The sequence below is a fragment of the Lactococcus formosensis genome, from assembly GCF_037892375.1.
Taxonomy (GTDB): domain Bacteria; phylum Bacillota; class Bacilli; order Lactobacillales; family Streptococcaceae; genus Lactococcus; species Lactococcus formosensis.
Window position 1 is genome coordinate 338566 of sequence record NZ_CP141721.1, and the last position, 17399, is coordinate 355964.

Annotated in this window: 18 protein-coding genes; 2 read left to right on the plus strand and 16 right to left on the minus strand. The window is 39.4% G+C overall.

From position 1 onward, the window contains the following. Nucleotides 1-83: 83 nt before the first annotated feature. Both VNN39_RS01640 and VNN39_RS01645 read right to left on the minus strand, forming a co-directional pair. On the minus strand, nucleotides 84-1412 hold the full coding sequence (locus VNN39_RS01640) for a hemolysin family protein (RefSeq protein WP_338997747.1): 1329 nt from the start codon (nucleotides 1410-1412) through the stop codon (nucleotides 84-86). Nucleotides 1413-1457: 45 nt separating this feature from the next. After that, on the minus strand, nucleotides 1458-2579 hold the full coding sequence (locus VNN39_RS01645; protein WP_252175594.1) for an AI-2E family transporter: 1122 nt from the start codon (nucleotides 2577-2579) through the stop codon (nucleotides 1458-1460). A 109-nt stretch (nucleotides 2580-2688) separates the two neighbouring features. Here VNN39_RS01645 and VNN39_RS01650 point away from each other — a divergent pair, with 109 nt between their 5' ends. Then, nucleotides 2689-3135, plus strand: a complete 447-nt coding sequence (locus tag VNN39_RS01650; protein WP_338997748.1) for a GNAT family N-acetyltransferase — start codon at nucleotides 2689-2691, stop codon at nucleotides 3133-3135. Between the two features lie 96 nt (nucleotides 3136-3231). Here the strand turns inward: VNN39_RS01650 and VNN39_RS01655 are convergent, their stop codons facing one another. The 9 genes from VNN39_RS01655 to VNN39_RS01695 form a co-directional block, all read right to left on the minus strand. Beyond that, on the minus strand, nucleotides 3232-3813 hold the full coding sequence (locus VNN39_RS01655) for a uracil-DNA glycosylase family protein (RefSeq protein ID WP_165713143.1): 582 nt from the start codon (nucleotides 3811-3813) through the stop codon (nucleotides 3232-3234). Between the two features lie 5 nt (nucleotides 3814-3818). Beyond that, the gene (gene rsmA / locus VNN39_RS01660) at nucleotides 3819-4709 is read right to left on the minus strand and encodes a 16S rRNA (adenine(1518)-N(6)/adenine(1519)-N(6))-dimethyltransferase RsmA (protein WP_338997750.1); all 891 of its coding nucleotides are present in this window, start codon (nucleotides 4707-4709) and stop codon (nucleotides 3819-3821) included. Between the two features lie 184 nt (nucleotides 4710-4893). After that, a complete protein-coding gene (locus VNN39_RS01665) occupies nucleotides 4894-5664 on the minus strand; it encodes an ABC transporter permease (protein ID WP_003134031.1) in 771 nt (256 codons plus the stop codon). Beyond that, a complete protein-coding gene (locus tag VNN39_RS01670; RefSeq protein ID WP_017368817.1) occupies nucleotides 5657-6580 on the minus strand; it encodes an ABC transporter ATP-binding protein in 924 nt (307 codons plus the stop codon). Before VNN39_RS01670 ends, VNN39_RS01665 begins: the two co-directional genes overlap by 8 nt. After that, nucleotides 6577-7122, minus strand: a complete 546-nt coding sequence (gene rnmV / locus VNN39_RS01675; protein WP_338997751.1) for a ribonuclease M5 — start codon at nucleotides 7120-7122, stop codon at nucleotides 6577-6579. Before rnmV ends, VNN39_RS01670 begins: the two co-directional genes overlap by 4 nt. Then, entirely contained in the window at nucleotides 7119-7892 is a 774-nt protein-coding gene (locus VNN39_RS01680) for a TatD family hydrolase (RefSeq protein WP_338997752.1), read from the minus strand. Before VNN39_RS01680 ends, rnmV begins: the two co-directional genes overlap by 4 nt. A gap of 135 nt (nucleotides 7893-8027) precedes the next feature. Next, on the minus strand, nucleotides 8028-8426 hold the full coding sequence (gene spx / locus VNN39_RS01685; RefSeq protein WP_003134024.1) for a transcriptional regulator Spx: 399 nt from the start codon (nucleotides 8424-8426) through the stop codon (nucleotides 8028-8030). Nucleotides 8427-8586: 160 nt separating this feature from the next. Continuing rightward, nucleotides 8587-9117: a hypothetical protein gene (locus VNN39_RS01690; RefSeq protein WP_017368814.1), complete on the minus strand. Its 531-nt coding sequence runs from the start codon at nucleotides 9115-9117 to the stop codon at nucleotides 8587-8589. A gap of 59 nt (nucleotides 9118-9176) precedes the next feature. Then, a complete protein-coding gene (locus tag VNN39_RS01695) occupies nucleotides 9177-9554 on the minus strand; it encodes a VOC family protein (RefSeq protein WP_017368813.1) in 378 nt (125 codons plus the stop codon). A 178-nt stretch (nucleotides 9555-9732) separates the two neighbouring features. Here VNN39_RS01695 and VNN39_RS01700 point away from each other — a divergent pair, with 178 nt between their 5' ends. Further along, nucleotides 9733-10332 carry an ATP-dependent Clp protease proteolytic subunit gene (locus VNN39_RS01700; protein WP_338997753.1) on the plus strand — a complete coding sequence of 200 codons (600 nt, stop codon included), beginning with the start codon at nucleotides 9733-9735 and terminating at the stop codon, nucleotides 10330-10332. 100 nt (nucleotides 10333-10432) lie between these two features. Here the strand turns inward: VNN39_RS01700 and VNN39_RS01705 are convergent, their stop codons facing one another. The 5 genes from VNN39_RS01705 to coaE all read right to left on the minus strand — a co-directional run bounded on the left by VNN39_RS01705 (nucleotide 10433) and on the right by coaE (nucleotide 17394). Beyond that, the gene (locus VNN39_RS01705) at nucleotides 10433-13852 is read right to left on the minus strand and encodes a pyruvate carboxylase (RefSeq protein ID WP_339007177.1); all 3420 of its coding nucleotides are present in this window, start codon (nucleotides 13850-13852) and stop codon (nucleotides 10433-10435) included. Between the two features lie 200 nt (nucleotides 13853-14052). Next, complete coding sequence (locus VNN39_RS01710) at nucleotides 14053-15276, minus strand: FtsW/RodA/SpoVE family cell cycle protein (protein WP_165711446.1); 1224 nt, start codon at nucleotides 15274-15276, stop codon at nucleotides 14053-14055. 132 nt (nucleotides 15277-15408) lie between these two features. Continuing rightward, nucleotides 15409-15555, minus strand: a complete 147-nt coding sequence (gene rpmG, locus VNN39_RS01715; protein ID WP_165713136.1) for a 50S ribosomal protein L33 — start codon at nucleotides 15553-15555, stop codon at nucleotides 15409-15411. Further along, nucleotides 15552-16742: a multidrug efflux MFS transporter gene (locus VNN39_RS01720; protein WP_096368655.1), complete on the minus strand. Its 1191-nt coding sequence runs from the start codon at nucleotides 16740-16742 to the stop codon at nucleotides 15552-15554. Before VNN39_RS01720 ends, rpmG begins: the two co-directional genes overlap by 4 nt. 46 nt (nucleotides 16743-16788) lie before the next feature. Continuing rightward, on the minus strand, nucleotides 16789-17394 hold the full coding sequence (gene coaE, locus VNN39_RS01725; RefSeq protein WP_338997755.1) for a dephospho-CoA kinase: 606 nt from the start codon (nucleotides 17392-17394) through the stop codon (nucleotides 16789-16791). Nucleotides 17395-17399: the final 5 nt, after the last annotated feature.

The window sequence follows — 17399 nt, forward strand, 5'->3', positions numbered from 1 at the left end:
TTTTACATTTTATCATAGTTTTTTTGAGAAAGTCAGGACAGTAAAAACAAAAAGATAGATTAAAGCTAATCTATCTTTGTTTTTTATTCAGGAAGCTCTACATCGAACTCCACACGAAGTTTTAATATACGATTTCCATCTACTTCTAAACTTGTGAGCGAGAAATGATCTTCTAAGTTATCAATCTTACACATCACTTGTTGACCTTTTTCTGGTATTTGCCCTGTTTCTGAAAGGAAGAAACCAGCCATTGTGTCTACATCTTTGTTGACCAAATGTGTGCCAAATTCATCATTAAAGTCATTGATGGTCATTTTACCTTGAACCACATACATGTTCTCACCAATCTTATGAACTTCTGCTTCTGCGATATCAGTTTCGTCTTCAATCTCTCCAACGATTTCTTCAATCAAGTCTTCAAGTGTGACGATACCTTCAACGCCCCCATATTCGTTCAACAAAATAGCCATTTGATTTTGGGTATTACGCATCTGAAGCATCAAGTCATCGACGAAGACGGTTTCTGGAACAAAGAGAGGTTCTTGCAACATCTCACGGAAATCAATATTATCGAAACCGTCAGCAAAGCCTCGAGCTAAGATACGTTTGGTGTGAATAATCCCTAAAATATTGTCTTTGTCGTCGTCATAAACAGGAACACGAGAGTAAGACTCGCTGAGCATTTTCTCAATATTTTCTCGTGGATCATCATTGATATCAATCATGAAGGCATCCGTACGTGGAACCATAATTTCCCGTGCTACAAGTTCATCAAGACTGAAAACACCTGTAATCATTTCACGTTCAGAATCATCCAAGGCAGTTTCATCGGTATGCACGAGATACTCAATCTCATCACGTGTCATGTCATCATCACTGCTGTCAAACTTGATTGGGAAGATTCTTGCAAGCCCATTTATTGTAATGGTCAACAACCAAATGAACGGTTTTAAAACCACACCAATCGCCATCAGAGGACGAACCATTTTCAAGGCCGCTTTTTCTTTAAGTGCCTGTGCGATACGTTTAGGAAAAAGCTTACCAAATACAATAGTAAAGAAAGTCAAAATAACCAAGATAATGATTTTACTTAAGGTTTGAGCAAAGCTTGTGTTACCAAATAGCGGTGCAAGCTGAACAGCTAAAGTATCAGCCAGACTTGCACCCGCCACGATATTCAAGAAGGTAATACCAACTTGAACAGTTGACAGGAAGTGTGTCGGATTATCGATTACACTTAGCAAGTATTGATACTGCTCATCGCCTTCACTCGCTTTTTGCTCTACACGCGATCGCGATAGAGAAACGAGTGCCATCTCACTTGCTGAGAAGAATGCGTTCAAAGCAGTAAGAAAAACAAGTAATAAAATCTGTAAAATTATCGAGGTGCTCTCGGGGTCAGGGTGTGCCATTTTTACTCCTATTTTTTAGTAATATGAAAACTATTATATCATAGTTTAATCGTTTTGAAATATTTTTTTCTTTTCTTGCTCACGATGATTGTGCCATAGCCCAGCAAGGAACTTCACAATTTCTTTAACCAATGAGTAGACAGGTACGGCAATAATCATACCTAGAATCCCATACAAACTTCCTGAAACCAGCATTAAAACCATGACTGTCACAGGATGGACGCGAACAGCATTCCCTACAATCTTAGGATAAACTAGATTGCCATCAATCTGTTGTAGAATCAAAACATAAGCGACAGCAAGTACAGCTGTCCAAGGTTGTGTAAACGCCAGAGTGAAAATTACTGGTAAAACGCCAATATAAGGTCCCGCATAAGGAATCAAGTTGGTAATAGCTGAAAAGCTAGCAAATAAGAAGGCATAAGGAATACCGAACAGCATATAACCTACAAAGACAAAGATGAAGACCAAAAGTGAGTCCAAAGCAACGCCCGAAATATAACGAGAAATTGTCGCATTCATCTTCTCAAGAAGTTCAACGAATCCAAGTGGATCTTCACGAAAAATCGTGCGTTTCAAAGAAGGAAGTAACTTTTCACCATCTTTTAGCATATAGTAAAGTAGGATAGGAACTAAGATAGCAACCATAACTACCGAGGAAATGATACCTACGATACTTCCAACACTGTCCGTCAAATTTTTAAGCAAGTTGTTCAGGATATCGGTATAAGATACATTAATATTGCTAATCATACTATTAATATCCAACTGGTGGTAAATGTGAGCAAATCGTGGATCGTTTTGCAACGATTCAATCCAATGGCGAAACTCAGGAAAAGCTTTTGTGCTGGCATCAATCAAGCTGCTTAACTGAGAAACGACATTAGGAATAATGGACGCAATACTCCAAACCACCAGCCCGAACAAGGTAAATAGGACAATCAAAATCGCAAAGAAACGTTTAATTTTCCAACGGGTTTCCATATAAGTCACTACGGGTTTGAAGATGTAGTAAAGAAAACCCGCGATGATGAAGGGAATAAAGAGCAGGGCCAAAAGAGTTTTGACCGGTTGGAAGAGAAATTCCAGTTGCATGAGCATAAAAATAAGCAGGGTCGCTGCTAAAATTTCTACTGTCCAAAAAAATAATTTACTGTTTTTAAACATAATATCCTACTAATAAGGGCAAAAGGCGCCCTTTCTTTTTTTTTAAAGCTATTTATATTATAATTGAAATAAGATTTTTACGCAAATTCAAGATTTCGGGAGGAAATTTATGCAAGTCAAGCAAACCCGCGACACCATGTCGGAAATATACTGTGATGCATTACGTATTCGTAATACTGTTTTTGTGAAGGAGCAAGGTGTTCCTTTTGATTTAGAAGTCGGCAGTCCTATTGATGAGGCACATTCCGTGCACTTTGTAGGTTACGAGGATAGTAAAGCCTTAGCAACTGTTCGTCTTTTGGTAGATAGCGAGGATAAGAAACACGCTGTTGTCCAACGAATGGCCATTCTAAAAGAGGAACGTGGCAAAGGCTATGCAAATGTCCTCTTACAAAGTCTTCTTGACTTTTGTAATCAAGCTGGGTTTACACTTTTAACTTTGCATGCGCAACTCAGTGCCAAAGGTCTCTATGAAAAATTCGGCTTTCAAGCACAAGGCGATACCTTCACAGAAGCTGGAATCGATCATGTCACCATGTCTTTTGAAATTAAATAAAAAAATAAGCGCTCACCTATTCACCGTCGGAGAGCGCTTTCCTTTATTTATATGCATTATATTAACAATTCCTTAAACAAAACTAAACTCCTTGCTTCAATCAAGGAGGTTGTTCACTCTTATTTTCAACTCTGGCAATACTTCCGTTTCAAACCATGGATTTTTACGCAACCAAATATTATTTCGTGGTGAAGGATGTACCAGAGGAAAATATTCCGGTAGATACTGCTCGAAATTACGAACAACATCAGTAATTCGCGTCTGTTTCGGGACATTAAGGTAGTAAGGAATAGCGTAAGAACCAATGAGGATAATCAGCTCTAGCTGAGGCATCTCTGCAATCAATAAAGGATGCCATTTTTCCGCAAAGCCTTTTCTTGGCGGTAAATCACCAGACTTTCCTTTTCCTGGAAAGTAAAAGTCCATAGGTAAGATGGCAAGCTTGGATGAGCTGTAAAATTCTTCATAAGAAATCCCAAGCCACTCACGGAGACGATCCCCAGAAGGGTCATTCCAAAAAAGGCGAGTCTCCTGTGCCCGAATTCCTGGTGCTTGACCTACAATAAGTATTTTTGCTTCTTGATGTACGGCGTAAAGTGGGTCAATACCTTGTGCCGTATATAGAGTATTTTGCGGATCTTCTTTTATCGCTTGAAAAATTTTTGACAGCTTATCCATTTTATTTATTCTCCTTCTTTGAGAGGAAGTAAAGCATCTGCTAAGCGTGCAAATTCTGGGATTGAGAGTGCTTCTGCACGTATGGTTGGCGAAATCTCAGCTCGAGCCAAAAGTTCAGTAATTTGTGGTTTTTTATCCTTACCAAAGGCAGATTGTAAGTTGTTCATCAAAGTTTTACGGCGGTAAACAAAAGTTGAGTGCATGGTTTTAAAGAAGAAATCTTCATCTTTCACAGTAACCAACGGCTGATCACGGCGTGTCATCTTCAAGATAGCAGAGTCTACATTAGGCGCTGGCACGAACACTGTGCGAGGTACAGTGAAAGCGACCTGTGCTTCCATATAATATTGCACCGCTATCGAAAGCGAGCCATAAGCCTTTGTGCTTGGTTTAGCTGCTATACGATCAGCGACTTCTTTTTGCATCATCACTACAAACTCTGTAAAAGGAATCTTGGATTCAATCAAGTGCATGAGGATAGGCGTAGTAATGTAATAAGGAAGGTTCGCTACAACTTTTATAGGTAAGTTAGGATTTTTGAAGTTCTTGATATGCTCACGCATATCAACTTTCAAAACATCAGCATTCACAAGTTGAAAATTATCATAAGGTGCCAAAGTCTCTTCCAAAATCGGAATCAAGGTTTTGTCAATTTCAAAAGCCATTACTTCTGCTGCCTCTTCAAGCAAATACTGCGTGAGCGAACCGATACCTGGTCCAATCTCGATCACATTGACTTGATCTGAAAGTTCTGCAGTAGCTGTAATCTTTGTCAAAATATTATGGTCTGTCAAAAAGTTTTGACCAAATTTTTTCTTAAAGTTAAAGTCATGCCGACGTAGAATATCCTGCGTGCGGATGACGTTTGATATACGATCTATATTTGAAGTTGTCATAGCTTTATTATAGCAGAATTACTGGAGCAACTCTAGGTTAACCTTATCTACTGAAAATATATGTTGACAGGACAATTTCTCTCCTTTAACTCCTCCCTCTGTATTCTGCTGAACTTTTATGATATTAACAAAACTTCTTAACTAAAAAGAAGCTAGCTTTCAAGAACTAGCTTCTTTTTAATTTTCAAGACCTCAAACCACGGCCACGCTCGATAAAGTAATAACAAATTGCATAGAGCACAATGACAAAACCAAGTAGCACAAGTAAGCTAATCCAAAGTGCCACATCTTGGACGCCTAAAAAACCATAACGAAAGCCCGAAATCATATAGACGATAGGATTGACTTTAGAGATATCCTGCCAGATCGGTGGCAACATAGAGATAGCGTAGAAGACGCCACCAAGATAAGTCAAAGGCTGCAAAACAAATGTTGGCACGATTGAGACATCATCAAAAGAACGCGCAAAGACACCGTTAAGAAGCCCAGCCAATGAAAAGAGAAATGCTGTCAACAATAAAGTTACAATAATCACGAGCCAAGATTTCACGACTAAAGGAACAAAGAGTAGCGAAATGATCGTCACCAATGTTCCGACAAAAATACCTCGAAGACTTCCGCCAGCTACAAACCCTAAAATAATCACATGCGTTGGTACTGGGGCAACAAGCAGTTCTTCAATATTTTTTTGGAATTTTTGCGAAAAGAAACTTGAAGAAACATTGGCGTAAGAGCTGGTGATAACAGACATCATGATGAGACCAGGCACGATAAATTGCATATAAGAAAATCCGTGCATATCACCAATTCGTGAACCAATCATTTTACCAAAGATAATAAAATAAAGTGTTGTCGTAATCACTGGTGGAACAAGAGTTTGCACCCAAATACGCATAAAACGTGTGACTTCCTTAATAGCAAGAGATTTTCCTGCGGTCCAGTAGAGTTTAAACATTTTTTTCCTCCTCATGAGTAAGCTTAACAAAAAGCTCTTCTAGACGATTTGATTTATTGCGCATGGAAAGAACTTGAATGCCTTGGGCAGTCAGTTGCTCAAAAGCAGCATTGATGCCCTGATTGCGTTCAATCTTAAGCTCCAAGGTCTGTGGGTCCACCAAGTTCATCTCGTATCCAGCAAGTTCTGGCGTTTGTCCTTCAGCTTTAATATCAAGAATAAATGTTTCCGATTGTAATTTTGATAATAGGTTTTTCATACTTGTATCTTCAATCACTTGTCCAGACTGGATAATTCCAATATTTCGGCAAAGCATTTCAGCTTCTTCCAAGTAGTGCGTTGTCAGAATAATCGTTGTGCCTGAGGCATTGAGCTGTGCGAGAAATTCCCACATTGAGCGGCGCACATCAATATCAACACCCGCTGTCGGCTCATCCAAAATCAAGAGCTTAGGTTCGTGCATCAAAGCACGCGCAATCATCAAGCGACGTTTCATCCCACCAGAAAGACGTCCGGCACGGTCATTACGCTTTTCCCAAAGCTCCAACTGCGTGAGATATTTTTCAGAACGCTTGAGTGCTTCCTTACGAGGCACACCATAGTATCCTGCCTGATTGACTAAGATTTGTTGAACTGTTTCAAACTGATTGAAGTTAAACTCTTGCGGCACAAGTCCGAGTTGTTGTTTGGCCTGTACCAGATTTTTATCAATATCGTAGTCAAAAACTTTAACTGTTCCAGACGTTTTATTCACTAACGAAGTAATGATACCAATAGTTGTTGATTTCCCTGCTCCATTAGGACCAAGTAAAGCATAAAAATCCCCTTCTTCAACCGCTAAATCAATACCTTTTAAGGCTTCTGTGCCAGAATCATAGACTTTTCTTAAATTTTTTATTTCAAGTGCTTTTTTCATTTATAGCCCTTCATTATTTCTTCTATTTGTTGGAGCTCAATTCCAAACATATTGAGTCTTTTGAGGATTTGTTTGCCATTAGCATAACCTATCCGAAGTTCTTCACAGAGATATTCACGACGTTGGCGGCTGTCTGAGCAAAGAATAAGACCAAAAGCGATAAGATCTGCTTGCGTGACAGTCGGCTCGATATTTTTACCTCCTGTCAAATGCCCTAAAGCTTTTTTCAAGTCTTCATATTTTGCATGCTCTACTCCGAGAGAACCTTTCCCTTTAGGACGTGCTTCTTCTCGCTTCAAAAAAGCATGCTGCGCCTCGGGAATAGCTTGCATAATAATCTTACGGATGCGCTCCCCTTGAAAATCTGGGTCCGTAAAAACAACAAGTCCACGTTTCTCTTGAAGGACCTTTAACCGCTCGATATCGGTCTCGTCTATACTGCTTCCTCCAGTTTCGTAGGTGTCCAAATCATAAAAATGTTTCAGGTTTCTTGTATCATCTCGTCCTTCAACGACGATGACTTTTTCGATTTTTTCTTTCATGAGGACAGACCAAACACTTTCAGTGCATTCGCATAGGTTTGCTCAGCAACTTCTTCCAAGCTAATTCCACGGAGTTCCGCGATTTTTTCTGCTGTGTAACGTGTATAACCTGGCTGATTCTCCTTACCTCGATAAGGCACTGGCGAAAGATAAGGGGCATCAGTTTCAACAAGAATACGGTCTAAAGGTAACTTAGCAGCTGCTTCTTGAACATCGAGAGCCTTTTTGAATGTCACAACACCCGAGAAAGAAAGCATCAGACCAAGCTCCATAAACTGTTGTGCTTCTGCATAAGTCCCAGAAAAGCTATGCATGATTCCTCCACGAGGGCCGACACCTTCTGACTTTATAATCTTATAAGTATCAGCTAAAGCATCACGCGTGTGTACCACAAACGGAACATTTGCTTCTTTCGAAATTTGAATCTGACGACGAAAACTTTGCTCTTGCAATTCTTTTGATTCGACCATCCAATGGTAGTCTAAACCAATCTCACCGACTGCTAACACCTTATCCTTATGCAAATTTTCTAAAAGATACTGCTCTGCAGCTTGATCAAAGCTTCCACATTCATCAGGATGCCAACCAATCGTGGCATAGCATTCTGTAAATTCTGCAGCGATTTTCATTGCCCAATCATTTGTCTTACGATCCACTCCGACAATATTCATGCGGTGAACACCTTGCTCATGTGCCTGAGTGATAATTTCCTTTTCTCTACCTATGAATTCATCTGAATTGAGGTGTGTATGCGTGTCAAAAATATCCATTCTTCTATTATAACCCAAAACAAAGTAAATCTTCTCTTAGAAAAACCGCTCTATTTTAAAAAGAAAAATTTTCTTTGCTAAAGCTAGATAGCAAAAAACACCCACTCGGGGTGTTTATAATAATTGCATTTGATTTTAGATGGCATTACGCAAACGAGCGCCGCCATTTTCTAAAATACGTACTGTACGTGGTAAGAAAGCACGGATTTCTTCTTCGTTGTATCCCACATGTAGACGTTTCTCATCCATGATGATTGGACGGCGCATGATTTGCGGATTTTCTGAAATGATTTTGATAGCTGCTGAAAGCGATAAGTCTTCAAAATCAACGCCCAATGTTTTCACAAAGCGATTACGGCTAGAAATAAGCCCTTCCACTCCATCATCGCACTTTTCGAGAATGCGACTTATTTCTTCTGCTGAAAGTGGGTCGCCAATGAGATTACGTTCTTGAAATGGAATATTGTGATAAGTAAGCCAAGTTTTAGCTTTTTTACAACTCGTACAAGATGGGGCCGTATAAATAGTAAGCATCCCTCTCTCCTTTATATTTATGGAACAATCCATGATCTTATTTATAATACCTAGCGGTATTAGCATTTGCTATTATAGCACAATTGACAGACAAAAAAAAGACCCTTTCTCCTTTTATTCTAAAAAATTCTGTCCTCTTGGACAGAATAAAAAAAAGTATTTAAATGTTGTAATACTGGCGTTTTAGCATAGATGGATAAATGTTCTTTGCTTCTTCCAACTCTTTTTTCTTGTTCTCAATATCTTCCGTAATTTCAACGGAAAAATTCTCAAAAATAGGACGTGCTTCCTTGAAAATATATCCTCCATTTTTCAAATCCTGCTCGTCTTCGAAAACAGCCAAGTGGTGAGAAAGATTTTTGAAGAAAGTACTTAAGAAATAAGCTGGGATGTACAAATTATACATGGAAGTGTAATTTTTCAAAAAGTTATAGTCATAAAACGGCACTTTTACATCACTCCGAGGATTAACGATTTCTTCATCATCTCCAATAATCGGGCGGTTCAAGATTTCGATAATTTTTTGATTTAAAGTATTTCGGACTTCAATTTCCCGTAACAGTTTCTCAACAGCTAAGCGTTTCTTATAGCGATTTTCGTCATAGCGTTTGTAAATATACATGCCGGCGATAAAAAGCCAAGCACCTGCAATCATAGCAATAATCATAGAAATAATAAGTTCTGAATTCATACCATTATTATAACAAAATGACTAATATTTTAAAACTCATTTCTCCAAAATTTTTATCTCTAAGCGGTTATTTCAATCTTGTTCCCCTCGGGATCGAGAATAACTGCTTCATAATAACCATCCCCAGTCCTCCGCGGTCCAGATAAAACTTGGAAGCCTTGGTCTAAGAAATCTTGAGTACGTTTGTCTACTTCAGACTCATCTCCCACCTGTAATGCAAGATGGGCAAGTCCCAGACCTTCTGGCAGGACTTTTTCAATATCTGCACGGTGCATGAGCTCGATACGTGCCCCTTCTTCAAAACGCAAAAAATAAGAGGTGAAGCCTGTTTTCGCGTTGTGATATTTTTGACCAGCTTTTGCTGAAAAAAATGTTTCATAAAATCTTTTCATCTTCTCTAGGTCGCTTACCCAAATTCCGATATGTTCAACTTTCATCTGTTTATCTCCTTACCTTTATTATAGTATACTCCGACAGATAAAGGTGTTCCTTTCTTTGAAACATTTTACTTTTAAAAGATATCTCTATTTCCTCCTTTTTAATCGTACTTATTTTTTGACCTTTTTTGACCTTTGATTTATAATAGAATAAAACATTGAAAAAGGAGACTTATCTATGGGATATTTAGTACCTACTGTCATCGAGCAATCAAGCCGTGGTGAACGCGCATATGACATTTACAGCCGTCTACTGAAAGACCGTATCATCATGTTGACAGGCCAAGTTGAGGATGGTATGGCCAACTCAATCATCGCACAACTCCTCTTCTTGGATGCCCAAGACAGCACAAAGGACATTTACCTCTATATTAATACACCTGGTGGTTCTGTATCTGCTGGACTTGCGATTGTAGATACCATGAACTTCATCAAGTCTGATGTTCAAACAATCGTTATGGGTATCGCTGCATCTATGGGTACAATCATTGCTTCTAGTGGTACAAAAGGTAAACGTTTCATGTTGCCACATGCAGAATACATGATTTACCAACCTATGGGAGGTACTGGTGGCGGCACACAGCAAACAGATATGGCTATTGCTGCGGAACATTTGCTTAAAACACGTCGTACTTTAGAAAAGATTTTGGCAGAAAACTCTGGTCAATCTATGGAAAAAGTACATGCCGATGCAGAACGTGATAACTGGATGACTGCACAAGAAACATTAGACTATGGTTTCATTGATGAAATCATGGAAGCCAACAGCTTGAAATAAAAATAAAAAAAAACACCTGATTGTGAGCAGAACTGCTCTCTGGGTGTTTTTTTCGTTCTATCTAAAAAAGCGTCCAACCTAAGAGTTGAACGTTTTTCTTTTATTGCTCACGTATCTCGATAAGGAGGTCTTTCGTCTGAATAGCTTCTCCTGCTACCACATGGATATCTTCAATCCTTGCATCAAACGGTGCTTCAATCGTTGTCTCCATCTTCATCGCTTCTGTAACCATTAGAGCCTGTCCTTTTTTAACCTGATCTCCTTTTTTCACTAGGATATCTAAAATAGAACCTGGCATGGTTGCACCGATTTGTTGAGGATCTGTGCTATCAGCTTTGCGTTTCGCAACAACTTGCGTTTTTATCGACTGATCTTTTACACTAATTTCACGTCTTTGACCATTTAGGTTAAAGAAGAGAACACGATTTCCTAAAACATCTGGCTCACCAATCTCATCAAGACGAATGATCAAAGTTTTACCTTTTTCAATCTGCACCTCGATTTGCTTACCCATTCGCATACCGTGGAGAAACGTTTCCGTATCTAGCAAAGTCACTGAGCCAAAAGCATCTTGCATTTTTTGATAATCCAAGAAAACTTGCGGGTACATAATATAACTTAAAACTTCATGTTCTTCAGCTGGGTAACCTAATATATCTGAAAGTTCCTTTTCCACTTGTGCAAAGTCAACGGCTGGCGCGTGAAGCCCTGGACGGTCCGTTAAAGCTTGTTTACCTTTGAGAACTAGCTCTTGGAGTTTCTCAGGAAAACCACCTACAGGTTGCCCCAAATCTCCTTGGAAGAAAGAAACAACTGACTCAGGGAAGTTTAATTCTGAACCTTTTGCATAAACATCTTCTTCTGTGAGATCATTTTGCACCATAAAGAGTGCCATATCACCCACAACTTTCGAACTTGGTGTCACTTTAATAATGTCACCAAACATCATGTTCACTTTGCTATACATGGCTTTGACTTCATCAAAACGAGCATCTAAGCCAACTGCAGCAGATTGTGCTTTAAGATTGGTATATTGTCCACCTGGCATCTCATGTCTGTAAACTTCTGTTTGCGGGCTTGTAATCCCAGCTTCAAAAGGTGCATAATATCGACGTGTATCTTCCCAATAATGGTCAATTTGTTCTGCATTAGTAATGTTCAAGGCTGCATGACGTCCGCCATGTTCCAGAGCATAATAGAGGGACTGCATAGAAGGTTGCGAAGTTCCACCAGCAAGTGACGCTGTCGCCACATCAACGATATCTACACCTGCCTTGATCGCACCCGAATAAGTGATAATACCGTTACCGGCCGTATCATGTGTATGCAAATGAATCGGTAAATCAACAGTCTCTTTCAGTGCGGTTATCAGTACATAGGCCGCTTGGGGTTTCAAAAGACCAGCCATATCCTTAATCGCAAGAATATGAGCGCCGCTAGCTTCTAGTTCCTTAGCAAGATTTTTATAATACTCCAGGTCATATTTTTGACGCGTTTTATCTAAGATATCGCCAGTATAACAAATGGTTGCTTCAGCAATTTTCCCTGTGTCACGCACAGTTTGGATAGACTTTTCCATTTGTGGCAGCCAGTTAAGACTATCAAAAATACGGAAAACATCAATACCTTCAGCTGCTGCTTTTTGAATAAACTCTTGAATGACATTATCAGGATAATTTTGATAACCCACTGCATTTGAACCACGGAATAGCATTTGGAAAAGTGTATTTGGCATCTGTTCACGTAATTTTCTTAAACGATACCAAGGTGATTCATTTAGGAAACGATAGGCAACATCGAAAGTTGCACCACCCCACATCTCCACAGAGAACAGGTCTGAAAGTCCTTGGTCTACAGATGTTGCAATCCCCTTCATGTCTTGTAGGCGTAAACGTGTAGCTAACAGACTTTGGTGTGCATCACGGAAAGTTGTATCTGTGAGTAGGACTTCATGTGATTCCTTAACAAAGTCTACTACAGCTGCAGCACCTTCTTGATCAAGGATATTCTTTGTTGTTTTTTTCTGAGTGATCTCAATTTCAGGTTGACGAGCAGGCTCAAAGTAACGCTTCTCTGTTTTATCAATACCTGGGAAACCATTTACGGTAATATTCGAAATGTATTTCAACATCTTTGTACCGCGATTACGTTTACGAGAAAATTTGAAGAGTTGCGGCGTATTGTCAATAAATGTTGTCGTTGCTTGACCACTGGTAAACTGCTCATCATCGATAACATTTTCCAAAAATGGGATATTGGTTTTAACCCCACGAATACGGAATTCACGCAAGACACGCTGCATCTTATGAACTGCCTCTTCAAAATCTGTCGCATGTGTACAAACCTTAACTAAAAGGCTGTCAAAGTAAGGTGTCACTTCGTACCCTGCATAAGCATTACCTACATCGAGACGTACTCCAAATCCACCTGGAGAGCGGTAGGTGTTAATTTTTCCTGTATCTGGAAGGAAATTATTTTCGGGATCTTCAGTGGTGATACGGCACTGAATTGCCGCACCTAAACATGGAATTTCATCCTGTGCAGGGATTTTGATATCTTGGTGCAAGTCCTTACCTTGCGCAATAAGAATTTGTGCTGTAACAATATCGACACCGGTAACCATTTCTGTAATCGTATGTTCTACTTGAACCCGTGGGTTAACCTCGATAAAGTAAAATTGATGATCTTTAACTAAGAACTCAACTGTCCCTGCATTAACATAACCCACAGCTTGGCAGAGTTGGACAGCTGCTTGACAGATTTCATTTCTAAATTCTGGATCTAAGCCTACAGCTGGTGCAATTTCAATAACTTTTTGATTGCGGCGTTGCACAGAACAATCGCGTTCATGGAGATGGACAATATTGCCGTGTGTATCCCCTAAAATCTGCACTTCGATATGCTTGGGGTTTTCAATATATTTTTCAACATAAATTTCTGCTGATCCAAATGCTGTTTGTGCTTCTGATTTCGCACGTGCATAGCCATCACGCATTTCTTCGTCATTACGTGCAACACGCATTCCACGTCCACCGCCACCGAGTGCTGCTTTTATCATGACAGGATAACCGTATGTTTCAGCAAAGGCAAGAGCCCCCTCTAAATCAACAGCGCCATCAGTTCCTGGTATACCCTGAATTTGCGCTAAATCCGCTGCTTTCTTGGCTTTAATCTTGTCGCCAAAAATATCCAAATGTTCTAAATCTGGCCCTACAAAAACTAAGCCAGCTTCACGGACCTTAGTCGCAAATTCTAAGTTTTCAGAAAGTAAACCATATCCTGGGTAAATTGCATCTGCTCCCGCATCTAGAGCAATGCGAATAATATCATCCACATCAAGATAAGCATCTATCGGTTTTTTACCTTGTCCGACTAAATATGCCTCATCTGCTTTGAAACGGTGTACAGAGTACTCATCTTCTTTTGCATAGATGGCCACAGTGGACAAACCAAGTTCATTACAGGCACGAAAAACACGAATGGCAATTTCACCACGGTTGGCAACGAGCAGTTTTTTCATACAATCCCCTATCTTTATTCCCTAATATGTTGTGTAATATGGTTGACGATACCTTATAATTCAATGCTCTTTTCGCTTCAGCCAAATAGAGACATTGAGTATTAGAAAGCATCAGCAACCAAATTACGAATTTTCACAACATACAAACTTTATAAAAAAAGCTAATTTGATTAGCTTTTTCTTAACTTTAGCATTTAATATTAAACATTTCTAGCATACGTACTTGAAAGCTCTCTGACTTCTCTACGCTTCTCATCTGCGGAAATGTTGAGTACAAAAGCAATTCCCAGTGATAACACAAGGAAAGATGACCCTCCTTGTGATAGGAACGGGAATGTTACCCCTGTTTCAGGAATAATTCCAAATGCCCCACCAATATTAATAAATACTGAAATCAGGAGGGTTGAACCAATCCCGATACAGATCATCGAATTAAATGCATTTTTTGCACGGATACCGACCATTAAGATACGCACAATCATAAAGAACAATACGCCCAGAACGATAATTCCTCCAATTAGTCCCAGCTCCTCTATAACAATCGAGAAGATAAAGTCCGTATGCGCTTCGGGCAGAAAGCCATTTTTCTCAATAGAATTCCCAAGACCACGCCCGAACCATCCACCGTTACTGACAGCGTAATATGAGTTTGCCATTTGGTGGCCATATGTTGACAAGCCTTCGAAAGGATTAACCATTGCTTTAAAACGTGCGTTGACATAGTGTCCAGGGATAACATCCCCATCTACAGCATAAAGATAGACGATAAAAGCAATCATTGCTCCCAAAATCATCTTACCGTACCCACTAAACCAACGCCATGAGATTCCACTAGAAGCAATCATCACTCCTGTAATCATCGCCATAATCGATGCATTACCCAAATCTGGCATAATGACCAGAATACCTAACATCAATAAAATCGAAAAGCGCCATCCACCAAATAGTTTTTGCCCAAGGGTTTTACCTTTGAAAATTGCTGCGATATCTTTTTCATATATTTCATCCTGTTTTTCAGAAAAGACAGAAGCCAGATACCATACAACGAAAAACTTTGCGTATTCAGCAGGTTGAATTGTACCTACACCTGGGATAGGAATCCAACCGTGAGCACCATTGGCTGAAGTGTTTGGTCCAAAGCGTGAATAAAGCATGGCTAAAACCAAAAGACCCAGAACCCAACCAATCATTTTTTTACTCTTAAATGCACGGAGCTTCATTCGGTAAATCACAGCAATCGCAACAAAACTGAGCAACATGAATGCGCCTTGGTTGATTGCCATTTTATAAGGTGAGAGTCCCTTTGCCAGCTGATATGGGACCGTTGCTGAAAAAACCATAACGATACCTACGGCTGACATTATCAGGTAGGGGATCAAAATGGAATAGTTCAGGAAGTTTGCTTTCTTCAATCCGTCTTTCATTTTAAGTTATCATTTCATTTCTATTATTTTTTAACATTTTTTATTATACCATTTTTTCAGATTCATTTTTACAGATGTGCAATTATTTTAAAAATAAATGGTTATTCTCAAATGAAAAATTCGTTCTAACACTTAAACTTCTCGGTGTAATGTAACCCTACGCTCTTTAGGACAAAATTTCATTGTTTCAACTTTATCAGGATTGCTGCTTTTATTTTTACTACTAATATAGTTTTTGCTCTTACAACTTGTGCAAGCTAAAGTTATTTTCACTCTCATTCTACGATGCTCCGTTTTCTTAGATATTTTCGGAAATTGACTAGGGACCAGAAGAAATTAACAACCACGAAAAGACTTGTCACAATAAACGCCATGCGATAAGAAATCCAACCTGCAATTGCTGAGCCAACTATCGGACCTACGACAACGCCAAAGTTAGAAAACATTTGGTTATAGGCGAAAATCCGTGACACACCTTCTTTAGGCGTAATTTTTGCTAAAAGAGAATTAACTGATGGCATCAAAGCTCCTGTACCGAATCCCAGCATAAATCTTAAGAGTCCTAATTGGAGAGGTGTTTTTACAAAAGCCATCGGTAAATACATAGCGAAACTAAAGGCTAAACCGATTAAAATCAACCGATGAGCGCCGTATTTATCTCCCAATTTCCCTAACGTACTTGAAGACATCATGGCAGACAAACCAACAGCAGAGACAATAAGCCCTGAGATAAACATTAAATTATTAGTACTTGTTGTTAATGTTTTGATATAGAGCGTAACAAAAGGTTCTATTGATTGTGTCGTTACTTGGATAATAAAGCTAGTCACCAATAAGCCAAAAAGAATTTGCTTATTACTTACGCGGTTGACAATTTCTTTTGTAGACAACATTTTATCTTTTGCCACCGGTTCAAAGTTTTCATGAACAAAAAAGACTGTCAAAATCGTTGCCAGAGCAAGTAAGCTTCCAACGATAAGGAAGACGTTTGCCATCCCGAACCACTGCGCCAATAAACCACCGATAGAAGGTCCAATCAAAGTCCCTGTAATCATCGCGGTGGATAGGACACCTAGAGCATAACCCGAGCGTTCTTTAGGCGCTTGAGAAGCAATCATTGCTGTCGAGTTAGGGATAAATCCTGAAAAGAAGCCCATGAGACTTCGCATAAGTAAAAGCCACCAATAGCCACCCATTTGGTGTGAAAAAGCAATTGCAGACATGGTAAAGGTCATGGCAAAAGAAGCCCTCACCATCATTGGTTTTCGGCCGTATTTATCCGCCAATTTTCCCCACATAGGAGCAACTAATCCTGAGACTAAAGCTGTTGAAGCAAAAGCAATACCAGAAAACAGCTCTACATTTGAGCCCGTCACCCCTAGACTTTGAATATAAAGGGGCAAAAATGGCATTACAAGTGAAAAAGATGAGCCTACAATAAAACAGCCAATCCATGTGATCCACAAATTTTGTTTCCAATTAACTTTTCTTTCTTTTGTTGATTTACTCGTTTTAATCCCTCTTTTCTACTGCTTTTAACAATTCTTTGATTTTTTCATACGTTTCAAGAATTGTTCCTGAACTGTCAATAATACGTGTTGCATACTTCTTCTTTTCTGACAAAGGCATCTGCGCTTTGATACGCGCTTCCGCCTCTTCTCTGGTCATGTTATCTCTGCTCATGATACGCTCAATTTGGATACTTTCTGGAGCAGCGACGAGCCATATCTCATCAAAGCCATCATAAGCTTGCTCGATGAGTAAAGGAATATCCATAATTATCGCCTTTTGAACCCTATCATCCTCCAAAAGTGCTTCACGTCTCTTATAGAGTTCTTGGCGAATAATATGATTTTGGAGTGATGCTAGTTTTTCTCGCGCTTCATCATCTGAGAAAATCAAGTCGCCCAATTTCCGCCGAATCAAAAGTCCTTTATCATCAAAGTACGCAGGGCCAAATTCTTGTAGAATTGCCTGATATAAGGAGCCGCCTGGGGCTTGTAATTCACGAACCACTTGGTCCGCATCAATGATCGGATAGCCCTGAGAACGCAAAAAATCAACCGCCGTTGATTTCCCAGAAGCTATTCCACCTGTCAAACCGATTACTTTCTTCATAGCTT

Coding starts and splice junctions, on each gene's coding strand:
- VNN39_RS01665 (WP_003134031.1), bottom strand. CDS start 5,664: ATGTTTAAACTCTACTGGACCGCAGGAAAATCTCTTGCTATTAAGGAA.
- VNN39_RS01640 (WP_338997747.1), bottom strand. CDS start 1,412: ATGGCACACCCTGACCCCGAGAGCACCTCGATAATTTTACAGATTTTA.
- VNN39_RS01645 (WP_252175594.1), bottom strand. CDS start 2,579: ATGTTTAAAAACAGTAAATTATTTTTTTGGACAGTAGAAATTTTAGCA.
- rsmA (WP_338997750.1), bottom strand. CDS start 4,709: ATGACAACTTCAAATATAGATCGTATATCAAACGTCATCCGCACGCAG.
- VNN39_RS01655 (WP_165713143.1), bottom strand. CDS start 3,813: ATGGATAAGCTGTCAAAAATTTTTCAAGCGATAAAAGAAGATCCGCAA.
- VNN39_RS01710 (WP_165711446.1), bottom strand. CDS start 15,276: ATGAAAGACGGATTGAAGAAAGCAAACTTCCTGAACTATTCCATTTTG.
- VNN39_RS01670 (WP_017368817.1), bottom strand. CDS start 6,580: ATGAAAAAAGCACTTGAAATAAAAAATTTAAGAAAAGTCTATGATTCT.
- VNN39_RS01700 (WP_338997753.1), top strand. CDS start 9,733: ATGGGATATTTAGTACCTACTGTCATCGAGCAATCAAGCCGTGGTGAA.
- VNN39_RS01705 (WP_339007177.1), bottom strand. CDS start 13,852: ATGAAAAAACTGCTCGTTGCCAACCGTGGTGAAATTGCCATTCGTGTT.
- VNN39_RS01690 (WP_017368814.1), bottom strand. CDS start 9,117: ATGAATTCAGAACTTATTATTTCTATGATTATTGCTATGATTGCAGGT.
- VNN39_RS01680 (WP_338997752.1), bottom strand. CDS start 7,892: ATGGATATTTTTGACACGCATACACACCTCAATTCAGATGAATTCATA.
- rnmV (WP_338997751.1), bottom strand. CDS start 7,122: ATGAAAGAAAAAATCGAAAAAGTCATCGTCGTTGAAGGACGAGATGAT.
- rpmG (WP_165713136.1), bottom strand. CDS start 15,555: ATGAGAGTGAAAATAACTTTAGCTTGCACAAGTTGTAAGAGCAAAAAC.
- VNN39_RS01650 (WP_338997748.1), top strand. CDS start 2,689: ATGCAAGTCAAGCAAACCCGCGACACCATGTCGGAAATATACTGTGAT.
- VNN39_RS01695 (WP_017368813.1), bottom strand. CDS start 9,554: ATGAAAGTTGAACATATCGGAATTTGGGTAAGCGACCTAGAGAAGATG.
- coaE (WP_338997755.1), bottom strand. CDS start 17,394: ATGAAGAAAGTAATCGGTTTGACAGGTGGAATAGCTTCTGGGAAATCA.
- spx (WP_003134024.1), bottom strand. CDS start 8,426: ATGCTTACTATTTATACGGCCCCATCTTGTACGAGTTGTAAAAAAGCT.